The sequence below is a fragment of the Mesorhizobium sp. LSJC269B00 genome (genome assembly GCF_000502815.1).
Taxonomy (GTDB): domain Bacteria; phylum Pseudomonadota; class Alphaproteobacteria; order Rhizobiales; family Rhizobiaceae; genus Mesorhizobium.
On the sequence record NZ_AYVN01000001.1, the window covers coordinates 718753 to 744390 of the forward strand.

Annotated in this window: 19 protein-coding genes; 8 read left to right on the forward strand and 11 right to left on the reverse strand. The window is 63.1% G+C overall.

Translation table 11 applies throughout. The features are described from left to right. The first annotated feature begins 81 nt into the window (after positions 1-81). The 5 genes from X771_RS161340 (at position 82) to amrB (ending at position 8397) form a co-directional block, all read left to right on the forward strand. Complete coding sequence (locus X771_RS161340) at positions 82-2301, forward strand: caspase family protein (RefSeq protein WP_023686597.1); 2220 nt, start codon at positions 82-84, stop codon at positions 2299-2301. An 89-nt stretch (positions 2302-2390) separates the two neighbouring features. Further along, a complete protein-coding gene (locus X771_RS161335) occupies positions 2391-2783 on the forward strand; it encodes a hypothetical protein (RefSeq protein ID WP_031202409.1) in 393 nt (130 codons plus the stop codon). Continuing rightward, positions 2780-3493 carry a hypothetical protein gene (locus tag X771_RS161330; RefSeq protein WP_023686599.1) on the forward strand — a complete coding sequence of 238 codons (714 nt, stop codon included), beginning with the start codon at positions 2780-2782 and terminating at the stop codon, positions 3491-3493. Before X771_RS161335 ends, X771_RS161330 begins: the two co-directional genes overlap by 4 nt. Before the next feature lie 72 nt (positions 3494-3565). Further along, entirely contained in the window at positions 3566-6529 is a 2964-nt protein-coding gene (locus X771_RS161325; protein WP_245262510.1) for a caspase family protein, read from the forward strand. Between the two features lie 149 nt (positions 6530-6678). Beyond that, positions 6679-8397 (forward strand): AmmeMemoRadiSam system protein B, encoded by a 1719-nt coding sequence (amrB, locus tag X771_RS161320; protein ID WP_084566705.1) that lies wholly within the window; start codon positions 6679-6681, stop codon positions 8395-8397. Between the two features lie 29 nt (positions 8398-8426). Here the strand turns inward: amrB and X771_RS161315 are convergent, their stop codons facing one another. Together X771_RS161315 and X771_RS161310 are read right to left on the reverse strand one after the other, a co-directional pair. After that, positions 8427-10265, reverse strand: coding sequence for a hypothetical protein (locus X771_RS161315; RefSeq protein ID WP_023686602.1), 1839 nt, complete (start codon positions 10263-10265; stop codon positions 8427-8429). A gap of 156 nt (positions 10266-10421) precedes the next feature. Further along, positions 10422-11501, reverse strand: coding sequence for a serine protease (locus X771_RS161310; protein ID WP_023686603.1), 1080 nt, complete (start codon positions 11499-11501; stop codon positions 10422-10424). A gap of 402 nt (positions 11502-11903) precedes the next feature. Between X771_RS161310 and X771_RS161305 the strand changes: the two genes are divergently transcribed. Continuing rightward, positions 11904-12995 (forward strand): trypsin-like serine protease, encoded by a 1092-nt coding sequence (locus tag X771_RS161305; RefSeq protein ID WP_023686604.1) that lies wholly within the window; start codon positions 11904-11906, stop codon positions 12993-12995. 80 nt (positions 12996-13075) lie between these two features. Here the strand turns inward: X771_RS161305 and mgrA are convergent, their stop codons facing one another. The 7 genes from mgrA to X771_RS161270 form a co-directional block, all read right to left on the reverse strand. Beyond that, on the reverse strand, positions 13076-14122 hold the full coding sequence (gene mgrA / locus X771_RS161300; protein ID WP_023686605.1) for an L-glyceraldehyde 3-phosphate reductase: 1047 nt from the start codon (positions 14120-14122) through the stop codon (positions 13076-13078). Between the two features lie 57 nt (positions 14123-14179). Next, positions 14180-15322 carry a Gfo/Idh/MocA family oxidoreductase gene (locus tag X771_RS161295; RefSeq protein WP_023669799.1) on the reverse strand — a complete coding sequence of 381 codons (1143 nt, stop codon included), beginning with the start codon at positions 15320-15322 and terminating at the stop codon, positions 14180-14182. An 11-nt stretch (positions 15323-15333) separates the two neighbouring features. Continuing rightward, complete coding sequence (locus tag X771_RS161290; protein WP_023669800.1) at positions 15334-16080, reverse strand: sugar phosphate isomerase/epimerase; 747 nt, start codon at positions 16078-16080, stop codon at positions 15334-15336. Between the two features lie 99 nt (positions 16081-16179). Beyond that, the gene (locus tag X771_RS161285) at positions 16180-17280 is read right to left on the reverse strand and encodes an ABC transporter ATP-binding protein (protein ID WP_023686606.1); all 1101 of its coding nucleotides are present in this window, start codon (positions 17278-17280) and stop codon (positions 16180-16182) included. Between the two features lie 5 nt (positions 17281-17285). Next, positions 17286-18221, reverse strand: coding sequence for a carbohydrate ABC transporter permease (locus X771_RS161280; protein WP_023669802.1), 936 nt, complete (start codon positions 18219-18221; stop codon positions 17286-17288). After that, complete coding sequence (locus tag X771_RS161275; protein ID WP_023683029.1) at positions 18214-19107, reverse strand: sugar ABC transporter permease; 894 nt, start codon at positions 19105-19107, stop codon at positions 18214-18216. Before X771_RS161275 ends, X771_RS161280 begins: the two co-directional genes overlap by 8 nt. Positions 19108-19188: 81 nt before the next feature. Then, positions 19189-20427, reverse strand: a complete 1239-nt coding sequence (locus X771_RS161270) for an ABC transporter substrate-binding protein (protein ID WP_023686607.1) — start codon at positions 20425-20427, stop codon at positions 19189-19191. A 392-nt stretch (positions 20428-20819) separates the two neighbouring features. On the opposite strand from X771_RS161270, the gene X771_RS161260 reads away from it, so the two are divergent. Next, positions 20820-21863: a LacI family transcriptional regulator gene (locus tag X771_RS161260; RefSeq protein ID WP_023683027.1), complete on the forward strand. Its 1044-nt coding sequence runs from the start codon at positions 20820-20822 to the stop codon at positions 21861-21863. A 32-nt stretch (positions 21864-21895) separates the two neighbouring features. Here the strand turns inward: X771_RS161260 and gndA are convergent, their stop codons facing one another. Next, positions 21896-23323 (reverse strand): NADP-dependent phosphogluconate dehydrogenase, encoded by a 1428-nt coding sequence (gene gndA / locus X771_RS161255; protein ID WP_023686609.1) that lies wholly within the window; start codon positions 23321-23323, stop codon positions 21896-21898. Between the two features lie 206 nt (positions 23324-23529). On the opposite strand from gndA, the gene X771_RS161250 reads away from it, so the two are divergent. Continuing rightward, positions 23530-23967 (forward strand): VOC family protein, encoded by a 438-nt coding sequence (locus X771_RS161250; RefSeq protein ID WP_023686610.1) that lies wholly within the window; start codon positions 23530-23532, stop codon positions 23965-23967. Between the two features lie 25 nt (positions 23968-23992). On the opposite strand, the gene X771_RS161245 is transcribed toward X771_RS161250, so the two are convergent. After that, the gene (locus X771_RS161245) at positions 23993-25618 is read right to left on the reverse strand and encodes a copper resistance CopC/CopD family protein (protein WP_023686611.1); all 1626 of its coding nucleotides are present in this window, start codon (positions 25616-25618) and stop codon (positions 23993-23995) included. Positions 25619-25638 lie beyond the last annotated feature (20 nt).

The following is a 25638-nucleotide window of genomic DNA, read 5'->3' on the forward strand; positions in this document are numbered from 1 at the left end:
CCGACCACATCCAAAATACTGACAAAATTCGCGACGAAAGGTGCCGCACTTGCAAATTCGATCGGGCTTGGGGAAGCAATTATGATCAAACTGACACGACGGACGCTGCTCGTCGGCACGTCGGCGCTTGTGGCTGCCGGTACGGTCTCGTTCCGCGCCCTCGCTGCCTCGCGCACCTATCACGCGCTGCTGGTTGCCTGCACCGACTATCCGAACCTACCGCAGAAGAACTGGCTGATCGGGCCGAAGAACGATGCCGGCCTGGTGCGCGACTATCTCCTGAAGAACACGCCCGATCCGGTGAAGTTCTCGGCCGAGAATGTGATCCTGCTCGCCAAGGACGTCGAAGGCGCCAACGGCCCGCCGACGCATGCGGCGATCAAGGCCGCCCTTGCCGACCTCGCCGGCAAGGTGCAACGCGACGATTTCGTCTATCTGCATCTGTCGGGCCACGGCGCCCAGCAGCCGCAAGCCAAGGCCGGTGACGAGACCGACGGCCTCGACGAGATTTTCCTGCCGTCCGATATCGACAAATGGATCAACCGCGAAGAGGGCGTGCCGAACGCGCTGGTCGACAACGAGGTCGGCGCCGCACTCGACGCCATCCGCGACAAGGGCGCCTTTGTCTGGGTGGTGTTCGACTGCTGCCATTCCGGCACCGCGACGCGCGCCGCGGAAGTCGATGACGAACTGGAGCGCAAGGTCGAGTTCGCCGACCTCGTCGGCGGCGACGACGCGGCGAGAGCAGCCGCGGTGAAGGCCTATGACGACATCTCGGCAAGCGCATCGCGCGGTTTCGACGAGAATGGCGGCCGCAAGCCGGCCTTCAACCTGACGCCGACCGGCGCAGAGCCGATCGCCAGGGGCAAGCTGGTCGCCTTCTATGCCGCGCAGACGGTCGAGACGACGCCGGAAATGCCGCTGCCCAAGGGCACGCCCGACGCGCCGCGCTTCGGCCTGTTCACCTTCACCATCCTGTCGAAATTGGCCGAGAACCCCAACGTCACCTATCGCCAGCTCGGCCAGGCCGTGCTGCAGCAATATTCGGCCGACGGCCGCACAAGGCCGACGCCCCTGTTCGAGGGCGAACTGGACGCCCGCGTGTTCGGCACCGACAAGACCGACGCCGTCATGCAATGGCCGATTGCCGTCAAGGACGGCGATGTCGCGATCGGCGCCGGGCTGCTGCAGGGTCTGACCCCCGGCAGCAAGCTCGCCATTTTGCCTTCGGCGCTGTCGAAGCTCTCCGACGCCGTCGGCTATCTCGAAGTGAAATCGGCAAAAAACCTCGAATGCCAGCTCGCACCGGTCGAATTCGACGGCAAGCCGGCGCTTGCGCCGACGGCGGTGCCCGCCGGCGCCTATGCGCGCGTTGCCGAACTCGCGGTCGACTACAAGCTGCTGGTGGCAAAGCCGGCGCCGACCGCAGGGCTCGAAAAGGAAACCGAGCTGGTCAATTCGGTTCTGGACGAATTGGTGGCGAAGCCGAAGTCCGGCTTCCACATCGCGCTGGTCGAGCCCGGCAAGAGCGCCGATCTGCGGCTTGCGGTGCTGCGCGAAAAATCCATGGACGGCGCTGCCGCCAACGCCAGCGACGAACCGGCGCTGTGGTTCCTGCCGGCGTCCGGCGACATCAGCCTGAACGACGGCAGCAAGCCGCCACGCATCGTCATCCATCAGGATGGCCGCGACGAGCTTGCGGAAAACACAGCCAAGACCCTGACCACGATCTTCCGCGCCACCGGCCTGTCGCGGCTCGCCGCGGCGTCCGACTACCGGCCGGACGAGGTCAGCGTCCAGTTCCTGATCAAGCGCCAGGGCAGCGATGCGCTGGAGCCGATCGAATCGTCAAAGGTGCCGCGCGTTTCGCCGGGCGATCAGGTACACATTGCGGCCAAGAACGAGTCCGACGAGTTCGTCGACATCAACGTGCTGTATATCGGCAGCGACTATTCGATCACCCACATCGTCGCCGAGCGGCTGGCCCCGATCAATCAGCAGGCCGATCAGGGTCTGAAGGAAGGGCTGCTCGCCTTCACCGACACCAGCTTCGGCATGGAGCGCATGATTGCCGTGCTGACCGAGGCGCCGCCGCAAAGCGAGAAAGAGGATCTGAGCTTTCTTGCCCAGGAAGGCGTGCGCGCCGTGACGCGTGCCGCATCGGGAACGCCTGGTTTTTCCGACATGCTGGCCGACATCGGCATGGCGCCGGCAACGCGCTCCGTGATGCGGCTTGCCGACAAGAGCGGTCCCAAAGGCGCGGTGATGATCTTCCCGATGGAGACGGTGCCCCGCGCCTGACCTGACATCGCTTCGCCGGCTCTTGCCGGCGTGATATATGAACATTCCCGGCTCGCGACACTTCTATGCGCCGCGGCTGGATGCAACAGATGAGGACATCAGTGACTATCCCCGTGCTCTCCTGGCGTGCAGCGACGGTCGGCCTTGCCGGCAGCCTGTTGCTGGTTGCCAGCGCCTCGGCGGACGAGAATTGCGGCCTGTGCGCCAAGCAGATCGTCACCAATTCCGAGCTCGCCACCTGCTTTCTCGACCAGTACGACCAGATCGCCAAGACCGGCAACACGGCCGTTGTCGTCGATCTCTCCAGCTGCGCCTCGCGCGGCGTGGTCGAGCCCTTGCCGTCACCCAGCAAGGCGGCTGCCGAACCGGACGTGCAGTTCATGATTTCGCGCACGCAGCTCGATTGCCTGAAAAAGAAGCTAGAGACACCCGGCATCGTGCTCGATCCCACCGCCACCATCCAACTGGACAGCTGCGGATGAAAAAGCCGGGGGGCGCTGCAACGCAAAAATCGCCGGCCACATCGGCGCCGGCACCGGCCAAGAAGCCGGCGACCTTGCCCGAAACCACCGAAGGCTTTCCGTGGCCGAGCAGTCACGAGATCAAGAAGGAAGCCAACCCGTTCACCGACCGCGACTGGCGCATGCTGATCTACGCCTGGTCGGGTCTCGCCGTGCGCCTGGCGATCGTCTTCACCTTGGGCTTCTCGGTCTTCCAGTTTCTCGCAAACCAGGAACAGAAGCGCGTCGAGCAGACGATGTCGCTGGTCGAGCTTTGGGAAAGCAAGGACTTTCAGCAGGCGCAACGCGCGCTCAAGGAGCGCCTGTCGGCACTCAACGCCAAATACGACAATCTGCTCAGCGCCACGCCGTCGCCAACCGAGGAACAGGTTTTCCGGCAACGCATCGGCATCGAGGCGATGACTGCCGGCGGCGGCACCATGCCGATCGCCGATTTCAACGACAATTTCGACCGCATCGTCTATTTCCTCAATCGTCTCTCCATCTGCGTCGAGGGCAAGCTCTGTTCGCGCGATGTCGCCGATGCCTATTTCCGCGACTACGCGGTGTCGTTCTGGAGCTATTTTGCCGGCTACATCGAAAAAGAACGCAAGGCCGGTTCCGCCAATTATGCCCAGGCGATCGAGAATTATGTGCGTCACGGGTCGCCGCCGCCCGCCGACTCCAAATAGCGGCGCAACAAGGTGCCGGGCAGCTCCCATCCCTTGCGTGCTATCCGGTGGCTAATCCTGGTCGGTCTTCTGGTGTTAACGTCAACGGCCGGTGCCGAGGACCTCGATTTCCACCTCGATCTCAACACCGGCGGCCACAGCGCCAGGGTCACCGACCTTGCCTTCACGCCGGACGGCGAGGAACTGGTCTCCGCATCTGACGACAAGACCATCCGCATCTGGGACTGGCAGAGCGGGGTGACGCTCCGCACCATTCGCGGCTATCTTGGCAATGGCAATGACGGCAAGGTCTTTGCGATTGCCGTGTCGCCGGATGGTAAGACGATCGCCGCCGGCGGTTATTTCGGCGCCGGCATCGGCGACAAGCCCCCTTATGGCGATATCAGGCTGTTCGATTTCGCCACCGGCAAGATCAGAACCGTGCTCAAGGCCGCCGACTATGCCATTTATGATGTCGCCTTTTCACCCGACGGAAACACGCTCGCCGCCGGCGGTGGCGATGGTTTCGTCTACCTCTGGCGGGCGGACGACAAATCCGCTTCCGGCTGGACACTTGCCGAAAAACTCGATGCCGATTCCTGGCGTGTCGAAAAGCTCGCTTTCGCCGCTGCGGGAACCCGGCTGGTGGCGACGACCACCGACAACGGCATAAGGCTCTGGGACATCGCCAAGTCAGAGGAAATCGCTTTGCCCGCCGAGGCCGAACCGCTGCGCGATGTCGGCGTCGCCGCACTCGCCGTGTCATTGGATGGCAGCCTGTTCGCCACCGGCAGCAAGGACGGCGACGTCCAGCTCTGGCAGGCCAGCACCGGCAAATTCGTCCGCGCCATGCCGAAGCAGGATTTCCAGATCGGCGCTCTGAGCTTCGCCACGGGTTCGCGGCTTGTCGCGGCCTGCAGCTACCACTGCGCCGACAAGCATCGCTCGGTGGTCTGGAATACCGACAGCGGCGAGCAACTGCTCGACTATAACGGCCATGACGGCACGGTCTTTGCTGGCGCCGGCAATGCCGACGGTTCGCTGGTGGCGACAGCCGGCGGCACCCGCAACGGCATCCAGGTCTGGAACCCCATGACCGGCGAGCGCAAGGCGCTGCTGCAAGGGGTCGGCGAACCCGTGACGGCGATCGGGATCGATGCAGCGAGCAACTCCATCGCTTGGGGCAACACCAACCCCTGCCCTGAACGCGTGTCCTGTCCCGAGCTGCAGGGCACGCTGGACAAGGTACTGGCACTACCGACGGCCGAGCGGTTCTTCGAAGACCCGGTGGCGTTGGCGGAACAGGGCGCCTATGCCCGCGCGGCACTCGCACAGGGTGAGTGGTCGCTCCGTGCTGCCCCCGGCGGCAAGGACGGCCTGGAGAATGCCGTGCTCGAAATCGCGAGCGGCGGAAAGGTGATGCACAGCATCGAGAATGCCGGCACCAATGGCTTCGTCCATTCGGCTTACACGCTGATCGGCAATGGGCTTGGCCTGATCACCGGCGGCAGCGACGGCACGCTGTTGGAATACAAAACCGCGACCGCCGATGTATCGGGTGAATTCACCGGCCACACCGGCGAGATCAACGCCATGGTTGCCGCCGAGAAGGAAGGGCTGTTGGTCACCGGCAGCGCCGACCAGACCGTGCGGTTGTGGAATTTGAAGAGCCACAAACTGATCGTGTCGATGTTCTTCGCCGGCTCCGAATGGATCGCCTGGATGCCGCAGGGCTACTATTATTCCTCCGCCGATGGCGACAAGTTGATCGGCTGGCACGTCAATCAGGGCCGCGACCACGAAGGGCGTTTCATCAGCGCCGGCCAGCTGAAGAAATATCTCTGGAGCCCGGAAATGGTGCGCCGGGCCATCATCCTGCGCAGCGCCGAACAGGCGGTCCAGGAAATGCGCCCCGGCGTAGACCGCCAGCTGGAAAAGCTGCTCGAGCGCAAACCGCCGGAATTCGGCATCAAGCTTGCCGCCGACCAGAGCAACGTCCGCGAGGGCTATGTCGCCGTCGAGATTTCGGGCGCGCAGGAAGCCGGCGCCGATGTCGCCGGATTTTCGATCCTGTCGAACAGCCGCAATGTCGGCAATGTCACGGCGCGCTCGGCCGATGGCGGCAAGAGCACCATCGTCGAAGTGCCGGTCGAGAATGGCGAAAATACCATTCGCATCACCGGCACCAACGAGTTCGGCTATCTGACCGAGCGCAGTGTCACAGCACTTGGCAGGAAAACCGAAAAGCCCGCCAACAAGGGCAAGCTCTACGTCGCCGTGATCGGCGTCGACAAATATCCTTTCCTCACCGATGCATGCGCCGGCCACGCCTGCGATCTGCGCTATCCCGTCGATGACGCCACCGAATTCCTCAAGGTGATCTCGCAGAAATCCGCGCCCTTGTTCTCGGCGATGGAGACGCTGGTTCTGGTCAACCGCGAAGCGCTGGATGAGGCGCCCGATTCCGGCAAGGACGTGTTCAAGGTCGCCAGCGCCGACACCATCCTGGAACCGGATTCCGACACCATCGACGACCAGCTCGCCGACTTCCTCGACAGACCCGGCGAGAACGACACCACCATCATTTTCGTCGCCGGTCACGGCATCAACATCGACGAAGACTATTATTTCATCCCCACGGACGGCCGCAAACAGGATGCCGACCGCTGGAAGCGCTCCTCGCTGGTCGACTGGGGCGACATCCAGAAATCGGTTGAGCGGGCCAAGGGCATGCGCTTCATGCTGCTCGACACCTGCCACGCCGCCAACGCCTTCAACCCGCGCCTGGAAAAAGACGCGCAGGACGCACGCATCGTCGTCTTCTCGGCCACCGCTGCCAACAACACCGCCGCCGAACTGCCCGAGCTCGGCCATGGCGTCTTCACCTATTCGATCCTCGAAGGCCTGCGCGGCCGGGCCCAGACCTCCGACGGCGGCGTGACGCTGTTCGGCCTCGCCGACTATATTTCGCGCGAAGTGCTGCGGCTGACCGCGTCCAAGCAGAAGCCGTTCTACTATGTCGGCGGCGTGGAGAACATTGTGCTGGCTGAGCCGTGAGAGGTTTGCGCCCGGACACCCCCCTCTGCCCTGCCGGGCATCTCCCCCTCAAGGGGGGAGATCAGCTGACATCCGCGACTTCGCCAATCATCGAAGTTTCAGAAGATGGGCCGGCGGTCAAGCTGCCAATCTCCCCCCTTGAGGGGGAGATGTCCGGCAGGACAGAGGGGGGTGCCTGGGCGCAGACCATTCTGCTGATCTTTGCAGTCACCCTCCTCACCTTGTCTCCTCTCCAAGCGTCTGCCGCCCCCATCACCTGCCCGCCCGGCGACACAAACTTCCCGTCCTTCTACTCCGACCCCACACTCTTCACCGACGCCATCGCCGCCGTCGCCAGAATCGAGCCGTCCAACCAACGCCTCACCGGCATCACAGTCCCCCACCACCTGCTCGTCGCAGATCTCGTCGCACTCGGTTTCCACGCGGCGTCCGGCTTCCGCTACAAGCGCATCGTCATCCTGTCGCCGGACCATTTCCACGAGACGCAGAAACTCTTCGCCACCACGACGCGCGGCTTCGACACCGTGCTTGGCCCGGTCCCGGCCGACACGGCAGCCCTGCGCCTTCTCCAGGCGAACAGCGACATGGTCCAGGACTCCTGCCTCTTCGCCAAGGAGCACGGCGTTCAAGCCATGCTGCCCTTCCTGCACCATTATTTTCCCGAGGCAACCATCGTGCCGGTGGCGATGTCGGTCAAAGCCAAGCGAGCCGACTGGGACCGGCTGGCGCAGGCGCTGAAAGCGATCGTCGACAAGGACACGCTGATCGTCGAATCCACCGATTTCTCCCACTATCTGCCGCAGCACGAAGCCAGGCGTTTCGACCAGCAGACGCTGAACATGCTGGCCGCCGGTTCGCTCGACGGCATCGCGGCGCTGCGCCAGCCGGATCACGCCGATTCGGTCGGTGCGCTCTATATCCAGACCAGGCTGCAGCGCGAACTGTTCGGTGCTGCGCCGCTGGTCGTCGCCAACGAGAACTCGCAGGCGCATTCAAGCGACTATGTCGAGCGCACCACCAGCTATGTCGTGGCGCTGTTCGGCGCCTTCGGCCCCGGCTTCAACAATCCTGCCCGTCCCGACGACAAGCTCTACTATTTCGCGGGCGACGTGAATTTCGGCCGCGCCATGAAGAAGATCCTGGTCCGCGACGGTGTTGCCGAGAAGATCGTCGAAAGCGTGCTGGCCCTGACCCGCTCGCGGCCGCTGATCGTCAATCTCGAAGGCGTGATCCTGCCCAACGTCCCTGAAGCGATCGACGACATGACGCTGGCGATGCCAACCGATCTCGCCATCGGCATGCTCAAGAAATTGCATGTCGCCGCTGTCAGCCTTGCCAACAATCACGCCTATGACCTCGGCCCGTCAGGCTATGCCGAGACGCTGGCCGCTCTGGACGCCGCCGGCATCGCCCATTTCGGCCAGGGCGAGACGCTGGCGCTTGCCGATCTCGACCTGGTCGGGCTGACCGACATCGATACCAACGGCTCCAGGAACACCGACCTTCTGACGCCTGCTTTGCTCGACCGGCTGCTGCACGACAATGCCGAGCGGCCGGTGATTGCCTTCGTCCATTGGGGCCGCGAGTACAAGACGGAGCCGTCGCCGCGCGAGGAGATGCTTGCCGACCAGATGCGGCTGCGCGGTGTCACGGCAATCGTCGGCGGCCATCCGCATGTATCGAGCGAGGCGATCCTTCCGCTCGGCGGCGGCGATGTTGCGGAGATCTATTCGCTCGGCAATTTCCTGTTCGACCAGAAGGCCGAACGATCGTCTGGGTCGATGCTGGAACTCAGGGTGTTCAGCCAGGGCACGATCTTTGCCAGGCTGATCCCGCTGCCCAATTATTTCGAGATGGGCTCGAAATAACGCGATTCCCGAAAGGACGTGACAGGACCTTAACAGCCTTGCAGATCTTCCGGCAGATAGCAGACCGCCGGCTTGGTGCTGGTTTCAAACAGCGACTGCTTCGGCCTGAAATAGAAGAACGTGGCCGGCTTGCTCTCCCGTGTGCTGCCATCGGCGAAATGGGCGGCGATGCTGAAGCGATGGATCGACGACATTGACGACCACATTTTCAGCCGTGCCGTGTAGGCGCTGAGATTCTTGTTGCCGCGCACCGGCATGGGGATGCTGTAATCGGTCTTGCCGATCGGAAATTCGATGTTCTGGTAGCGTAGCGCTTCGGGCGACGCGCCGCCGCCATCGCCGCATTCGGCGAGCGATTCTGGGACCTCGATGCTGACCAGCGAGACGATGACGCGAAACGGCTCGCTCTGCTGGTAGACAGCGCCCTGATCGTCCGCCCAGGAATAATCGAGCTTGCCAATCCCGGTCACGCTCATTTTCTCGACGCTGCCGCTGATGTAATCGGCAACGTCGCCGAACTTGACCTTGTTGGCCACCTGGGCGCGGCAGACATCCAGGCTGTCCCTTGACGGGCAGGTGAAGCGCTCGGTCTCGAGCGTGGTTGTGTCGACGCCGGCTTCAATCAGCACGTTCTTGATCGAGACGTCGACGCCGTCGCCGAAAGTGCCGATGTCCTTCGTGAACGTGCCGCTCGGCTCGCCGGTCGCGTTGTCCTCCTCGTCGGTCCTGGTGAACTGGATCGACATCTTCATGTCTTTCACGTCGCCCCAGCCATTGTTGACGATCGAGAAGTCGGGGCGGAAGCCGACGCAGCCATAATGCTCGCTGATCGACAGCATCGGCTTGCGGTAGGCCTCGCTCGCGGCCACCTTCATTTCCAGGCTGTCGATCTTGACCCTCGACTGGTCGGTGGTCTTGAGGTCGACTTCGGCGAAGGCCGGCGCCGTCTCCCAGTCCATGCCTTCATAGACATTGCCGGTACGAATCTCTCCGGTGCCGTTCCAGGCATCATTGTACTGGTCCGACACCGGATAGATCGCGATGTCTTCGTCGCGCACCAGATGCTGGTACTGCATGTCGGCCTGCTGCGTCATGCGCTGGTCGACGGCAATGCCGATCTCGACCTTGTCGGCGGAACCGCCGCCGGTCTGCGCCTTGAGCAACCCGCCCACTCTGGCATCGGCCAGCACGTCGGGGCGCGCACCGCCGATCTCCTTGCCCATCGCCCATTGCGACCAGTAGACGGTGCCGCCGGGCAACCGGGTGCGGCCCTTGCCATCCTTCAGCCCATCGGCAAAAGAGCCGACGAATATCTTGCCTGTCTTCGTCTCCAGCCTGCCCTCGCCATTCGGCACACCGGCCCTGAATTGCCCTTCATAGCGATTGCCGTCGGCATCGACATGGATCGCATGGCCGTCGAGCTGGCCGGCGACCCAATGGCCGTCGAGAATCTCGCCCGAACGCAGCTCCAGCCGGCCTTGTCCTTCGGGGCGGCCATTCCTGATCTCGCCGAAATAGCTGGAATAGATCGTCTTGGGGTCGTAGCTCGCCGAGCCGCGTACGCACCAGACCAGCCTGCCCTTGCCGTTGACGGTGCCGTCGGCTGCGACGGTGCGGTCCGGCGACACGCCGGCTGCCGGCTCCCAGGTGAAATCAAGACCCAATTCCGGGTGGGAATCCCAGACCCGTACATTCTTGCGCAGCACCGAACGTGTTTCGCTTTGATAGAGGATTTGCACCCGCTCGGCCCAGGCGCCATCGGGTGCGGCACCGCCTTGATCGGCCATAGCGGAAAAGCATGTCAGTGCGGCCAGCATGGATGCAGCCGCCATCGCTTTGACCCCGAAGATCATTCTTGCCCGCGCCATCTTACCCAACCCCTTGGATCGCCTAGCGTAAGCACCGCTGCAACACAGTGCAAGAGAGGTGTTTCGATACAAAAAAAACCGGCGGCAGGAACGTCCCGCCGCCGGTTTGGTAGTGCTGGTTATCGCCGCTGTTTGCCGGCGAAAGATCATTCAGCCTTATTTGTACAGGCTGTTGATCCACGCCACGTTGGCGGCGTTCAGGCGCACCGCAGTGTTGGCGTTGGGGCTTTCGGCCACGTTCACGCCGGTGACGACGCGCTGCTTGGCGCCATTATCATAGGCGTAGACCGAGCTGCCGCTCGATCCCGGATAGGTGTCGCAGTCGTACTGGAAATACTCCGCGCCGACGTTTTCGGCTTTCACTTCGCAGGTCGCCTTCCACATCGTTCCCATCGGCTTGTCGCCGGGGTAGCCAACGATGTTTGCGGTGAAATCGCCGAGGTTCTCATAGTTGGCATAACCCAGCCAGCCGAGATTGGTGCCGACATCCTGCTTCAGCGTGATGATGCCGAGATCCCACGGAATGACCGAGCCGTAGTAACCCTGATAATTGTCGATGAAGCCCTGCAAGATATAGACGCTCTCGTAGCTGAAAGCGCCAAACGGTGCATCGTCGGCGGTGTTGCCGTTGAGCGACGGCACGAAGATGACGTCGTCGAGCCAAGCCTTGTCTTCATTGCTGTAGAGGCAATGCGCCGCGGTGAGCACCGTGCGCGGACCGATCAGGGTTCCCGAGCAGCTGCCGTAACCGCTCTTGGCTTTGCCTTCGATATAGCCGATCGCGGTGAACGGGTACGTCTTGGTGTTCTTGATCTGCTCGCGGTCGTCGGCCCCGAACACCTGGCGGCCGGCTTCGTCGCCGCCCGTCAGCCCGGTCTTGTTGGCCGCTGGTGCGTTAGCGGGCGCATTCAGTTCCTTGATGACAAGGTCCTTCAGCGTCTCGCCGGCATCGATCTTGATGTCCTTGCCATCGGCGGAACGTCCGACGATGCCATAGGATTTGACCGCCGTGCCCTCGTCGGTCAGCGGCGCTGCCCGGCTGGCTTCATCTTCGGTCAGTTTCGGCGGCGCGATCGGCTTTGCACGGCCGGGCTGGTAGTCGCCCGTTCCGAGATCGCGCATGCTTTCGCCATTGCCGGCATTCGCTGAGCCGGGATCGGCGGCGAAGGCAGGCATCGTCCACAGTGCGGTGGATAGCAGTGCGGACGCAATGATAGTGCTTGTCAGTTTCGTCATGGTGAGACTCTCCCAAAAGTCAGCAAGGAGTGGAGCAAAATACAGAAATATTGTCGAGATCGTGGTGGAGTTAAAAAATTAGTTTGGTTACCCGCCCGTATCGGATCATCGGTCCGGGCGGCCTCGTTAAAGCCCTCCGCCAAACGCACCCGCGTCGATATACTGCCTAAAATAATCCAACATTGGCAATGACAAATCGCTTCCACGTAGCCCGTGGGGGGCTATAGGGTTTGGGTGGGCTCTGCCCGATGGGGCACGATTAGCAAAAGTCGTATTTCGGTTTTATGACCGCGCGGATGTCGTTCGTTCTGGCAGAAGGCGATCGAGGTACCGGTACCGCTTCTGTTGGTTATGCGTCATGGCGGCATGGCTCGGCATTTTTCATCTCAGGAGGGTTTCAAGGTGAACATTATCCATCGGTTCAGGCCGCTTGCCGCTGCATCGCTGCTGGGCATCGCGGCCGCTTTCCCCGCCGTCAACGCGCTCTATGCAGCCGACGACGCCGCCAGGCCGGAAGCGGCGGTCTCGCCGATGCAGCGCGTCGCCGAATCCCGGGACAAGGCCAAGGCCGAGAATCCCGACGGGGCCGACCGCGTCTATGGCGGCAAGGAAGCCGACAAAGGGGCCTATCCGTTCCAGGTGGCGCTGCTGACCAGCGCCCGGCTGGACCCCAGCCCGGCCTCGCAGCCGAACGCGCAATTCTGCGGCGGCAGCCTGATTGCTCCGCAATGGGTGCTGACGGCGGCGCACTGCCTCAACGACAAGGGCCGGCCGATTTCGCCCGACACGGTGACCGTGCTGACCGGCGCCACCGATCTTACCGAAGGCAAGCGCTACAAGGTGGTCGAGGTCATCGTCAACGAGGGCTACAGCGAACAGACGCTGGACAATGATCTCGGCCTGCTCCGGCTGCCGGAGCCCGCCGATGCGCCGGTCATCAAGATCACCAATGAGCCGACGCCAGACAGCGGCAAGACCACGGTCATCGGCTGGGGCAAGATGCAGGACGGCACCTTCCCGACCGCGCTGATGGTGGCCGATCTCGATCTCGAGCCGAGCGCTGCCTGCAACAGCGGCATCAAGTCGATCTATGCGCATGACCTGAAGGCGGCACTTGGCGATCTCTCGCATCGGATGCGTTATTCCGAAAAGGGCATCGATGCCGCCGCCAATGCGATCGCCGCCGATATGTCGGATCCGCTGACCAAGAACATGATCTGCGCCGGCACCGACAGCGGCGAACGCGACGCCTGCAACGGCGACAGCGGCGGTCCGCTGTTCATGACCGGCGCCAACGGTCCGGTCCAGGTCGGCGTCGTCTCCTGGGGCGAAGGTCCGTCCGACGGCACCGCCGCTTGCGGCCACAAGAATGCCTATGGCATCTACACGCGATTGGCCAACTATACGGGTTGGATCGAAGCCAAGATGAAGACCCCGGCTCCCGCAGCCGCGGCGGCGCCCAAGGCCGGTCTCGGCACGGCCAAGAAGCCCTGAACGGGCCCGAAGCCTGATAAACGCAAAACGGCGGGATCTTTCCCGCCGTTTTGATTCATGTCCGGTGCCGGCTGTTCCGCTTACTTCCGCGGCGGGCCTTTGCGCTCGGCCGACGCCGCCCACAGATTGATGTCGGACTCGCGTGCGTAAGTGTCGATTTCGGCGAGCTCGGCATCGCTGAACTCGAGCACCTTGAGCGCGCCGACGCAGTCCTCGACCTGTTCGGGCCGGCTGGCGCCGATCAGCGCCGAGGTGACCCGGCCCTTGCGCAGCACCCAGGCTAGCGCCATCTGCGCCAGCGTCTGGCCACGCTTGCCGGCGATCGCGTTCAGCGCCTGGATGTTAGCGATGGTCTTTTCGTTGATGAAGGCGGGCCGCAGCGACTTGCCTTGGCTGGCGCGGCTACCCTCGGGGATGCCGCCGAGATATTTGTCGGTCAGCATGCCTTGCGCCAGCGGCGAGAACACGATCGATCCGACACCGAGCCCTTCCAGCGTATCGAGCAGTCCGTCCTCTTCGACCCAGCGGTTGAGCATCGAATAGCTCGGCTGATGGATGATGCAGGGCGTACCGAGCTGCTTCAATATGTCGGCGGCCTCGCGCGTGCGCTGCGAATTGTAGGACGAGATGCCGGCATAGAGCGCCTTGCCGGAACGCACCGCATGGTCGAGAGCGCCCATCGTTTCCTCAAGCGGCGTATCCGGATCGAAGCGGTGCGAATAGAAGATGTCGACATAGTCGAGCCCCATCCGCTTCAGGCTCTGGTCGAGGCTCGCCAGCACATATTTGCGGCTGCCCCATTCGCCATAAGGCCCTGCCCACATCTCATAGCCCGCCTTGGTCGAGATGATCAGCTCGTCCCGATAGCCGGCGAAGTCGGTGCGCAATATCTCGCCGAAGGCGATCTCGGCCGAGCCGGGCGGCGGGCCGTAATTGTTGGCGAGATCGAAATGGGTGATGCCGAGATCGAAGGCCTTGCGCGCGATCGCCTGCTTGGTCTTGTGCGGCGTGTCGTTGCCGAAATTGTGCCACAGGCCGAGCGAGATCGCCGGCAGTTTCAGGCCGGATCGCCCACATCTGTTGTAGAGCATTTTCTCATAGCGGTGTTCAGCCGGCTGCCAGCGCATGGGTACAGATCCTGGATTGTATGGGTGTCGGCGCGAGCGCGCCGACACCCTTCTACCTCATTTCTGCTTCGCCAACAGTCCTTTTGCGTCCTTGACGCCGAGTGCAGCCGGCCGCTCGCAGCTGGTCTGCATGGCGACGAACTTGCCGGTCTCGCCCGACCGCAACAGGCCGGTCATGACATCGACGGCATGCAGCGCGAGCTCCATCGAGCAACGATGCGGCCGGCCCTCGGCGATCGCCAGCGCCATGTCGGCAAGGCCTGCGGTGCGGTAGTTGGCCATCATGCCCTGGCCGTGCATTTCGTTGGGCACGCCGAACGGATGCTGCCATTTCGGCAGTTTCTTCACCGGTTTTGCCGCCTTGGTTATGCGCACGTCGCCACCGAAGAAATTCGGATCCGGCACGAACACCGTGCCCGTCTCGCCATAGAGTTCCATCGGCGCGTGACCATGCGCCCAGACGTCCCAGCTGGTGTTGAGCGTGATCACGGCGCCGTTCTCGAACTCCAGCAGGCCGTGGATCGTCGTCGGCGTGTTCACCGGGATTTTTTCGCCCGCGCGCGGTTTCGACGAGATCGTGCGTTCCTTGGCAGGCGTCGTCGCGAAGGCCGCCACCTGCTTCACCGGCCCGATCAGCTGGATCAGGTTGGTGATGTAGTAGGGCCCGATGTCGAGCACCGGCCCGGCGCCCGGCTGGAAGAAGAAATCGGGATTGGGGTGCCAGTGCTCCATGCCGTGGCCCATCACATGACAGGTGCCGCTGGTGATCTTGCCGAGCGCGCCGGTGTCGATGAGGTTGCGCACCAGCTGGTGCGCGCCGCCGAGGAAAGTGTCCGGAGCCGAACCGATGCGCAGCCCTTTCTTCTCGGCCCGGCTCTTGAGGTCGAGGCCTTCCTTGACCGACAGCACGAACGGCTTTTCCGAATAGACGTGCTTGCCGGCATCGAGGATCTGCTTCGACACCCCGTAGTGCACCGCCGGGATGGTGAGGTTGACGACGATGTCGATCTCGTCATCCTTGAGCAGTTCTTCGACGGTCTCGGCGCGCAGCTTGAACTCCTTCGCCCGTGCCTTGGCCGCGTCCATGTTGATGTCGGCGCAGGCGCGCATCTCAATGCCGCGAAACAGCGGCGCCAGCGAGAAATACGCTTTCGAGATGTTGCCGCAGCCGATGACGCCGATACCCAGTTTCTTTGCCATGATGATTGTTCCTAGTAAGCCTTGACGGATGCGAGCGAGCGGCTGGCGAAGCGCTCGATATCGTTGGGGTTGTCCTGTTCCATGACGTAATATTTGGCCGCGCTCTTCGCCCGAAGTGTCTTGATCAGGCCGGCCCAGTCGATGGTGCCGTGGCCGACATCCGCCCAGCCGTCCTCGTCAAGGCCTTCGCCTGACTTGGCCATGTCCTTGACATGGACGGCGCTGATGCGCTTGCCGTGCTTTTCGATCCACGGCAGCGGATCAACGCCACCGCGGACTACCCAGGCGACGTCCATCTCCCAGCCGATGTCGGGCGCAGCCGACAGGATGTGATCCTGCGGCACCGAGCCGTCGGCGAGTGTCTTGAACTCGAAATCATGGTTGTGCCAGGCAAAGCCGTAGCCGGCTTTTTTTGCGGTCTCGCCGACCTTGGCCAGACGCTCGCCAAAGCCGCGCCAGCCGGCAGCGTCGGCCGGCCGCTGCTCGGCCAGCAGATAGGGACAGATGACGAGCGTGATGCCGAGTGCGTCGGCTGTTTTGCGTACCCCGTCGAAATCATTCTCCAGCGCATCGATCGAGAAATGTCCGGTCGGCATCGAAAGCCCGTTCTTGTCGAGTTCGGCGCGGAACGCCGTGGGGTCGTCATAGACGCCGCCGAAACCTTCGACTTCCTTGTAGCCGAGCTTGCCGAGCATTTTCAGGATGCCGTCCCACGGCTGGAAATTGCGGGCGCTGTAGAGTTGGAATGACCAGTTCATCGTCTCTGTCCGTTTCTTGGGTGGTTAAGGCTTGGGGATGTTTTCGGGGGATCGTTTCGGTCGTTCTTGGGAGGATGGTTTGCGGATGATTCTAGAGGGTCACAGGCGATTGCCGGTCGCAGCGTCGAACAGCGAGGCGCGCGCCGGATCGAAACCGAACTGGATCGGATCGCCGCTGCGCAGCGTCCGTTCCGCTTCGACGCGGAAGGAGAAGTTGCGGCCGGCAAGCTTGGTCCACACCAGCGTGTCGGAACCCATCGGCTCAACGATCTCGACCGAACCGCCGGCGGAAAACGGCATCGACTTTGCAGCGTCACCGAAAGCGATGTGTTCAGGCCGGATGCCCAGCACGCAAGCGCCGGCCGGGCGCTCCGTGCCGTCAAAGGTATAGCGGTCGAGCGGCACCGAAACACCGTCGGTCCTGAACGCCGGAGCAGCACCGGCTTCCAGCTCCCCTTCGAGGAAATTCATCGCCGGCGAGCCGAGGAAGCCCGCGACAAAACGGTTGACCGGCCGGTTGTAGATCGTCTGCGGCGCGTCGAGCTGCTGGATGACGCCGCCGCGCATGACCGCGATACGGTCGGCCAGCGTCATCGCCTCGATCTGGTCGTGGGTGACGTAGATCATGGTGTTCTGCAGCTTGCGATGCAGAAGCTTGATTTCGACGCGCAGTTCCGAGCGCAGCTTGGCGTCGAGATTGGATAGTGGCTCGTCGAACAGGAAGACATCGACGTCGCGCACCAGCGCCCGCCCGATCGCCACGCGCTGGCGTTGGCCGCCGGACAAGGCCGCGGGCTTGCGCTGCAAAAGCGGCTCGATCTGCAGGATCTCGGCGGCGCGTGCGATGCGCTTGGCGATCTCATCCCTGGGCACGCCGGCAACGCGCAGGCCGAACGACAGGTTCTTCTCCACCGTCATTTGCGGATAAAGCGCATAGGACTGGAACACCATGCCGATGCCGCGATCCTTGGGCTCCTCCCAGGTGACGTTCTTGCCCTTGATGAAGATGCGGCCTTCGGAAATATCGAGCAGCCCGGCGATGCAGTTGAGCAAGGTCGACTTGCCGCAGCCCGAGGGACCGAGCAGCACGATGAACTCGCCCTCTGCGACCTCGAGATTGAGGGTCTGCAGCACCGATACAGAGCCGAAGTTCAGGGACAGGTCCTGGATCGAAACGCTGGTGCCGTTGGCTGCCGTCATCGCCATCACCCTTTCACCGCACCGGCGGCGATGCCGCGCACGAAAAGCTTGCCGGAAATGAAGTAGACGATGAGTGGCACAAGGCCGGTCAGGATGGTGGCGGCCATGTTGACGTTGTACTCCTTCACGCCTTGCACCGAATTGACGATGTTGTTGAGCTGCACCGTCATCGGATAGGTGTCGGGGCGGGTGTAGACGACGCCGAACAGGAAGTCGTTCCAGATGCCGGTCACCTGCAGGATGATGGCGACGACGAAGATCGGCAGCGACATCGGCGCCATGATCCGCAGGAAGATGCCCCAGAAGCCGGCGCCGTCGACCCGTGCCGCCCTGAACAGCTCTTCCGGCATCGAGGCAAAATAGTTGCGGAACAAAAGCGTGAGGATCGGCATGCCGAAGATGGAATGGACGATCACCAGGCCGCTGAGGCTGCCGTAGAGGCCGATCTCGCGCAGGATGATGACGATCGGATAGATCATCACCTGATAGGGGATGAAGGCGCCGACGATCAGGATGACGAAGAATGTGTCGGCGCCCTTGAAGCGCCAGTTGGCGAGCGCATAGCCGTTCACCGAGGCGATCGCGATCGACAGCAGCACCGACGGCACGGTGATGCGCACCGAATTCCAGAAGCCGCGCGAAAGCCCGTCGCAATTGAGGCCGGTGCAGGCGGTCGCCCACGCCTTCACCCACGGTTCGAACGTGATTTCGAGCGGCGGCGAGAAGATATTCCCCATCCGTATCTCGGGCATGCCCTTGAGCGAGGTTACGACCATCACGTAGAGCGGCAGCAGATAGTAGACCGCCACCACGATCAGCGTGCCATAGAGGAAGATATTGCGGCGCGAGAAGACATGCCGCGGCTTCGGCCCGCGCGGCCCGGAGGCTTCGCGCTCGGCGGCACCCGCGCTGGCGGGCAAAGGGACGGCCGGGTCAGCCACGCTTCCTGCCTCCAAATTCAAGGTAGGCCCACGGCACGACGACGATCACCACCGAGAGCAGCATCATGGTCGAGGCGGCAAAGCCCTGGCCAAGATTCTGTGCGAAGAACATGTAGTCATAGACATATTTGGCCGGCACTTCGGAGGCGATTCCGGGGCCGCCGCTGGTCTGGGCGACAACGAGGTCGTAGACCTTGACGATGCCCGACGCGATGATGACCAGCGTGGTGATGAAAACCGGCCGCATCATCGGGATGACGATGAACAGATAGGTCTTCCACATCGGGATCCCGTCTACCCGCGCTGCCTTCCAGATGTCCTCGTCGATGCCGCGCAGGCCGGCCAGCATCAGGCACATGATGAGCCCGGTGCCTTGCCACAGCGCCGCAATCGAAATGCCGTAGATGACGATGCTGGAATTGTAGAGCGGGTCGAAGTTGAAGCTCGTCCAGCCGAGGTCCCGCACCACATGCTGGATGCCGAAATCCGGATTGAGCAGCCACTGCCAGACCAGGCCGGTGACGATGAAGGAAAGCGCGAACGGATAGAGGAAGATGGTGCGGAACGTGTCCTCGAAACGGATCTTCTGGTCGAGAAGCGCTGCAAGCAGGAAGCCGATGACCAGTGAGAACACCAGCGAGATCGCGCCGTAGATCAAAAGGTTCTCGATCGAGATCAGCCAGCGCGGCGTCGCCCACAGCCGGTAATACTGGTCGAGCCCGGCGAAATTCAGCCGTGGCAGCAGCTTCGAATTGGTAAAGGAATAGAACACCGTCCAGACGGTGCCGCCGACGAAAACCACCGACGCGGTGAGGATCATCGGGATCGAGGCGACCTTCGCATTGATGTTGCGGAACAGCGGGTTGGGGCGTTCGCTCTTGCTCATCTCGTCAGCCGGCTGGGTAAGGGCGGTGCGATCCCGGCCCTGCTTTCGCAAGGCCGGGAGCGAGGTGTATTGCCTCCAACGTCAGTCTGCCGAAGCGATGAGGTCGGCGAAGCGCTTCTGCGCGTCTTCGATGGTCAGGTCCGGCTTGGCGAAGAATTCGGCGAAGAGATCTTCCTTCTGCTTCTGGGTATCCTGCGAAAGCAGTTGGTCCGTCCACGGGATGACGGCGCCCTTGGCGAGGATGGCCAGACCCTTCTTCATGCAGTCGTTCGCCGCATTGAGATCGACGTCACCGCGCACCGGCAGCGAGCCCTTCTTGAGATTGAAGGCGACCTGAGTCTTAGGGTCGAGCAGCGTCTCTGCCAACACCTCCTGCGCCTTGGACTTGTCGGCATCCTTGAGCAGCGGGAAATAGAAGGCGTCGCCGCCGGTGGCGATAACTTCGTTCAGACCGAGGCCCGGCAGGCAGGCATAGTCCTTGCCGGCGACCTTGCCGGCAACCTGGAACTCGCCTTGCGCCCAGTCACCCATGATCTGGCCGCCGGCCTTGCCGGTGATGACCAGATTGGTCGCCTGGTTCCAGTCCTGCACATTGGTGTTCTTCGCCATCTTGCGGGCATCGTCGGCGGCCTTGAAGACCTTGGCGATCTCGGGCCCAGCGGCGAACTTGGCGTCCTTGTCCTTGTAGACCTTGAGGAATGCATCGGTGCCGCCGACCGCCGCCAGCAGCACATCGAAGGCGCCGGAAGATTGCCAGGCCTGTCCGCCGACAGCGAGCGGGATGATGCCCGCCTTTTCCAGGGCGGGCGCTGCCGCCACGAATTCATTCCAGTCCTTCGGCAGCGGCACGCCGGCCTTATCGAAGGCTTCGTTCGACAGCCACAACCACTGCCAGGAGTGGATATTGACCGGCACGCAGTAGATCTTGCCGTCTATGGTGCAACTGTCGAGCAGGCTCTTCGGCCGCACGATTTCCGTCCACTTGCCCTTGGTGGCGACATCGGTGAGGTCGCGCATCAGGCCGGCCTGCACCAGTTCTTCGGCCTGCCGGCCGTGATTGAACTGGGTGGCGCCCATCGGATCGCCGCCGGTGATGCGGCTGATCATGATCGGCCGTGCCGTGCCGCCGGATCCGGCAATGGCGCCGTCGACCCAGTGATTGCCGGTCGCGTCGAAGGCCTTGGCGAATTCCGCAACCGCCGCCGCCTCGCCGCCCGACGTCCACCAATGGGTGACTTCCAGGTCGGTGGCGGCCGCCGGGCCGGCAAGCTGAAGCGCGGCCGTCGCGGCAAGGGCAGCGGTCAAAAGTCTATAGCGCATTTCGGTTCCTCCCAGAATCTGAAACGTTACAGATTTTCGATACGGCAATTATGCGGTGCGTGCAACCCCTGAGATAAACGCGCTCGAATGTTTTTTCGAGGCGCGAACAAATTCGTTGCGAGCAAACCGGCAAACTCCGCGCAAAACCGGGTGCTGCGCTGCAAAATCATGCTGCAGCGCAAGAAAACCGTCTCGAACCTGATTGTCGCGCAACGTTTCTGGCCGCCAAAACCCTGCCAAAACCATGGCTTGAGAGACCCGCGCGCTGCGATGTTGGAAATCTGTAACGTTTCAGTATATTGAGGCCTGACGGCGAAGAACCGTGCCACATCGTCATCGAAGCGATTGTCGGCTGGTCCGGCGGCTGCTATGCGCCTGACGGGGCGGGACGAATGGACAGGGACCAGACGGAGAAGGACGACGAGGCGTCGGCGCATGAGCGGCCGACGCTGAAAACGCTTGCCTTCATGACCGGGCTCGGCGTCACCACCGTCTCGCGCGCGCTCAAGGATGCACCCGAGATCGGCGCCGAGACCAGGCGGCGGGTTCAACTCGTCGCCAGGCAGATCGGCTACCGGCCGAACCGCGCCGGCGTGCGCCTGCGGACCGGCAAGACCAATGTTATCAGCCTCGTGCTCAATACCGAGCGCGAGATCATGAGCTTTGTCTCGGACATCATCTACGGCGTCTCGGAGGTCATTGCCGACACACCCTATCACCTGATCGTCACGCCCTACTCGCGCTCGCAGGATCCGCTGGACCCGGTAAAGTATCTGGTCGAGTCCGGCTCGGCCGATGGCGTCATCATCTCACGCACGCAGCCCAACGATCCGCGCGCCCGCTACATGCTGGAGCGTGGCATACCCTTTGCCACGCATGGCCGCACCGATATGGGGCTTGTCCACCCCTATCACGACTTCGACAATTACGCCTTCGCCGCCGAAGCGGTGCGCCATCTGGCCAGCGTCGGCCGGCGCCGGCTGGCGCTGGTAGCGCCGCCGGTCGGGCTCACCTATTACGACCACACGGTCAATGGCTTTGCCGACGCACTGAGCGAGGTCGACGCCAGCGAAGTGCCGTTCAACGCTGTTTCGATCGACCAGTCGATCGATCAGATCAGGACGCGGACCGCGCAGTTGATGCGCCGCGACGTCAGGCCGGACGGTTTCGTCAGCAGCGCCGCCGCAGCAACGCTGGCCATCGTCGCCGGCATCGAGGATGCCGGCCTGAAACTCGGCCGCGACGTCGATGTCGTGTCCAAGCAATCGTCGGAACTGCTGCATCTGTTCCGCCGGGAGTTGCTGATCGTCAACGAAGACTTCCGCCTCGCCGGCACCGAGCTTGCCCGCGCCGTGCTGGGCTGGATAGGCGGCGCGGCACCTGGCTCTTTGCAGACTGTGGTCAAGCCAGGCGACGTCGTCGCGTATCAGGGCTGACTGGCACGACCTGAGAGGCCGCCTCACCTGACCTAGCCGGCAGCGCCGCTGCCCCATGGGCCATGGAAAGCCCCCTGCTCGCCGATGCGCTCGAAACCATGCGCGCCGAAGAAATCGCGCTGCGCCTGGATCAGGTTCGAGGTGCCGCGGCCCTGGCGGTAGCTGTCGAAATAGGCAAGCGCCGACGCCAGCGCCGGCACGGGCGAACCGGCCTCCGACGCTCTTGCGACGATGCGCCGGAGCGACGGATGCGCCTCCTGCATCATGGTGGTGAAAGCCGGCGCCATCAAAAGGTTGGTGGACGCGCCGCCCGAGCCGAAGGCTTCCGCCATGGTGTCGAGCATCTGCGAGCGGATGATACAGCCGGCACGCCAGATCTTGGCGATGGTCGGCATCGGCAAGTTCCAGTTGAACTCCTTCGAGGCGGCGCTCATCACCGCGAAACCTTGTGCATAGGCGGCGATCTTGCCGGCGAGCAGCGCCAGCTCCAGGTCTTTCAGAAGTGCCGCCTTGTCGCCAGAGATCTTGGTGACGCCGATATTGCCATAGGCTTTTTCGGCCGCCTGCCGCTCATCCTTGATCGAGGACAGCACGCGGGCCGCCACCGCCGCCTCGATGGCCGTCGCCGGAATGCCGAGCTGCTGCGCCTCGATGACAGACCATTTGCCGGTGCCCTTCTGGCCGGCACGGTCGAGGATGATGTCGACCACCGGCTTGCCGGTCTTTGCATCGTCAGCGGCCAGCACCTTGGCGGTGATCTCGATCAGATACGAATCGAGCCGGCCCTTGTTCCAGTCCTCGAAGACCTTGCCGATCTCCTTCGGCCCCATGCCGAGACCGTCACGCAGGATACCGTAGATCTCGGCGATCATCTGCATGTCGGCATATTCGATGCCGTTGTGGATGGTTTTCACGAAATGCCCGGCGCCGTCTGTGCCGAGCCAGGCAGCGCACGGTTCATCCTTGAACTTGGCCGAGATCGCGGTCAGCACGCGTTCGACGCGCTTCCAGGAGTCTTCGGTGCCGCCGACCATGATCGACGGTCCATGGCGCGCGCCTTCCTCGCCGCCGGATACGCCCATGCCGATGAAGGTGAGACCCGAGCCCGACAGTTCCGAAAAGCGCCGCATCGTATCGCGGAAATTGGCGTTGCCGGCATCGATGACGATATCGTTGTCAGACAACACGCAGCGCAGCGCTTCGATCTGTTCGTCGACCGGCTTGCCGGCCAGCACCATGATGATGACCGGGCGCGGCGGCTTGATCGCAGCTGCCAGTTCCTCCAGGCTGTAGCAGGGCACCACCATGTCCCTGAGCGAACCGGCGCCTTCGAGGAAGGCATCGGTGCGCGCCTTGGTGCGGTTGAAGACGGCGATGCGGTGCCCGTGCTCGGCAATGTTGAGCGCGAGGTTGGAGCCCATTGTGCCAAGGCCGATCAGGCCTATTTCGGCTTTTTCCATCGTTTCTTCCCTGCTTTCGGATTTTGTTGAGGCCGCGTTTTTCGGGATGCCCATTTTTCGGCGAGATGATTGACGGGCCTTTCGCGCCACGTCAACCGCCTCGCCGAATTGTGTTGCGTCTGCGTTGTGTCAGACCGAGTCAGGAAGGGTCAGTTGGTGACCAGGCGACGCCTTGCCGATCGAACACATGACGTTAGGTTGAACTTATGGCAGTCAAACGGATGGACAATGTCGGAATCGTCGTCGATGACCTCGACGAGACGATTGCCTTCTTTCGCGAGCTCGGCCTCGAACTGGAAGGGCGGGCGACGATCGAAGGCGAGTGGGCCGGACGTGTCACCGGGCTCGGCGATCAGCACGTCGAGATTGCCATGATGCGCACACCGGATGGCCATAGCCGGCTCGAGCTCTCCCGCTTCCTCACGCCGACGGTCGTCGCCGATCACCGCAACGCCCCGGTCAATGCCCTGGGCTACCTGCGCGTCATGTTTACCGTGGACGACATCGGCGACACGCTTGAAAGGCTCCGCCAGCGTGGCGCGCAGCTGGCCGGTGAAGTCGTCCGTTACGAGGACGTGTATCGGCTCTGCTACATCCGCGGGCCGGAAGGGCATCTCATCGGGTTAGCCCAGGAACTCGGCTGAGCGTCCTTCGCGGGCGGGCTGAATATCACTCGGCGCGGATATCGATCGGCGCTTCGATCTTTACCACTTCGAAATCCGAAACCAGAATATCGAGCCGCGCCGTCCAGCGGCCCGGAATTGGGATGACGAGATTGTCGACGCGCCAGGTGCCATCGCCTGGCTTGGTCGCCGGACGCTTTATCGGCTCAATGCCGGAATCGGGCTTGGACAGTACCAGCGTCACTTCCTTGGCGTCGAGCGGGCCGAAATCGCCATCCATGATGACGATGGAGGCGGTGACCTCCCCGGTATGGCCGGGCGTGATGTCGATGTCGGCCATCGCCTTCATAGTGTGGATATGGGTCGACGTCGGTTGTGCCGCGGCGATTGCCAGGGCCCGTGGCGGCGGCGTGAAGCGCCAGCCGGCGGCAACGCCGAAGATCAGGAGCACGATCAGCATTTCGACTGAGATCGAGCGGCTAAGCCGTCGCCGCACTTCCGTCGCTCCGGCCTCGGCCAAGGCGGTGAGCCGCCATCGATTGACCGCCGCCAGCGTGAACAGAAACACCAGCAGCGCCAGCTTGATCAGCAGCAGCCGGCCATAGGCGGTGTTGACCAGTGCCGCCGGTGTCTGCACCTGGATGATGGCGAGCACCACACCGGCGGCGGCAAGCACTACTACCACGGGCATGATCGCGCGCGAAAACCGCCGCAGGAACGCCCCGGCTTCCACCGATTGGCTGCTCAACGCCAGGCCGAGCGGCAGCAACGCTCCAGCCCAGAAAGCGATGCCGGCGCCATGCAGGAACACCATAGGCCGCGTCAGCCATTGCGGTTCGGCTGCACTGGCATGGCCGCTGGCGGCAAGGGCTGCACCCACACCGGCCAGCCCGGCGAGCGCCAACGGCCTGGCGCCAGCACGCGATCCGACCAACGACAGCAGGCCAAGCCCGAGCGCCGCCAGCGAAATCAGCACCGTCCAGCCGAAGCTGGTGCCAAGCGCCGTCCGCCAGACCACCGGTTGCGCCAGCCGGGCGAGTGGCGCGCCCAGCGCGTCCAGCCCCTGGAACCCGAGCGACAGGGGTGCTGCGACCAGCCCGCACAGGATGGCGGCAATGACGAAGCGCTGGCCTGAGCGCTGGCCTTGCGCCAGCCATGTCAGCGCGAAGGCTCCGCCAATGCCGAGGAAAAGCCCGATGTAGAGAAGAACCTTGCCGGTCCAGATCGCTGACCGCAAATCTATATCGACAGCTTCCCCCACCGCCGGCGCCGCACTTGGCGCGCCAACGGAAAACAGCACCGAGCCGCCGACCGGATGGCCATCGGCGGAAATCACCCGCCAGCTCAAGACATGGGTGCCCGGCCCGAGCTTTTGTGGATTGTCGATCTCAACCGTTTGGTCGCTCAACCGAAACGAGGTCAAAGCGACAGGCGTACCGTCGGGCCGCACCAAGGTCAGCACCAGCGGCGACACAGGCTCGCTGAAGGTCAGCGAAAATTGCGTCGGCGCTCGCTCCAGAACCGCGCCGTCGGCAGGCTCGGCCTTGATCAGCGCCGCATGGGCAAAGGCCTGGTTTGGCGTGGCAAGGACGGCAAGCAGCAGGATCGCGGCCAGCAGGCCGAAGCACCTGCCGGCTGTCCGTTCTATCCGCTGAAAACAGGCCACGTTCATGCCATCCACCAAAACAGTGG

Bases quoted from the DNA above. Each gene is read 5' to 3' on its own strand.
- X771_RS161290 (WP_023669800.1), bottom strand. From the start codon at position 16,080: ATGAACTGGTCATTCCAACTCTACAGCGCCCGCAATTTCCAGCCGTGG.
- X771_RS161270 (WP_023686607.1), bottom strand. From the start codon at position 20,427: ATGCGCTATAGACTTTTGACCGCTGCCCTTGCCGCGACGGCCGCGCTT.
- X771_RS161260 (WP_023683027.1), top strand. From the start codon at position 20,820: ATGGACAGGGACCAGACGGAGAAGGACGACGAGGCGTCGGCGCATGAG.
- X771_RS161340 (WP_023686597.1), top strand. From the start codon at position 82: ATGATCAAACTGACACGACGGACGCTGCTCGTCGGCACGTCGGCGCTT.
- X771_RS161335 (WP_031202409.1), top strand. From the start codon at position 2,391: ATGAGGACATCAGTGACTATCCCCGTGCTCTCCTGGCGTGCAGCGACG.
- X771_RS161295 (WP_023669799.1), bottom strand. From the start codon at position 15,322: ATGGCAAAGAAACTGGGTATCGGCGTCATCGGCTGCGGCAACATCTCG.
- X771_RS161330 (WP_023686599.1), top strand. From the start codon at position 2,780: ATGAAAAAGCCGGGGGGCGCTGCAACGCAAAAATCGCCGGCCACATCG.
- mgrA (WP_023686605.1), bottom strand. From the start codon at position 14,122: ATGCGCTGGCAGCCGGCTGAACACCGCTATGAGAAAATGCTCTACAAC.
- X771_RS161315 (WP_023686602.1), bottom strand. From the start codon at position 10,265: ATGGCGCGGGCAAGAATGATCTTCGGGGTCAAAGCGATGGCGGCTGCA.
- X771_RS161285 (WP_023686606.1), bottom strand. From the start codon at position 17,280: ATGACGGCAGCCAACGGCACCAGCGTTTCGATCCAGGACCTGTCCCTG.
- X771_RS161275 (WP_023683029.1), bottom strand. From the start codon at position 19,107: ATGAGCAAGAGCGAACGCCCCAACCCGCTGTTCCGCAACATCAATGCG.
- amrB (WP_084566705.1), top strand. From the start codon at position 6,679: ATGTCCGGCAGGACAGAGGGGGGTGCCTGGGCGCAGACCATTCTGCTG.
- X771_RS161310 (WP_023686603.1), bottom strand. From the start codon at position 11,501: ATGACGAAACTGACAAGCACTATCATTGCGTCCGCACTGCTATCCACC.
- X771_RS161245 (WP_023686611.1), bottom strand. From the start codon at position 25,618: ATGAACGTGGCCTGTTTTCAGCGGATAGAACGGACAGCCGGCAGGTGC.
- gndA (WP_023686609.1), bottom strand. From the start codon at position 23,323: ATGGAAAAAGCCGAAATAGGCCTGATCGGCCTTGGCACAATGGGCTCC.
- X771_RS161250 (WP_023686610.1), top strand. From the start codon at position 23,530: ATGGCAGTCAAACGGATGGACAATGTCGGAATCGTCGTCGATGACCTC.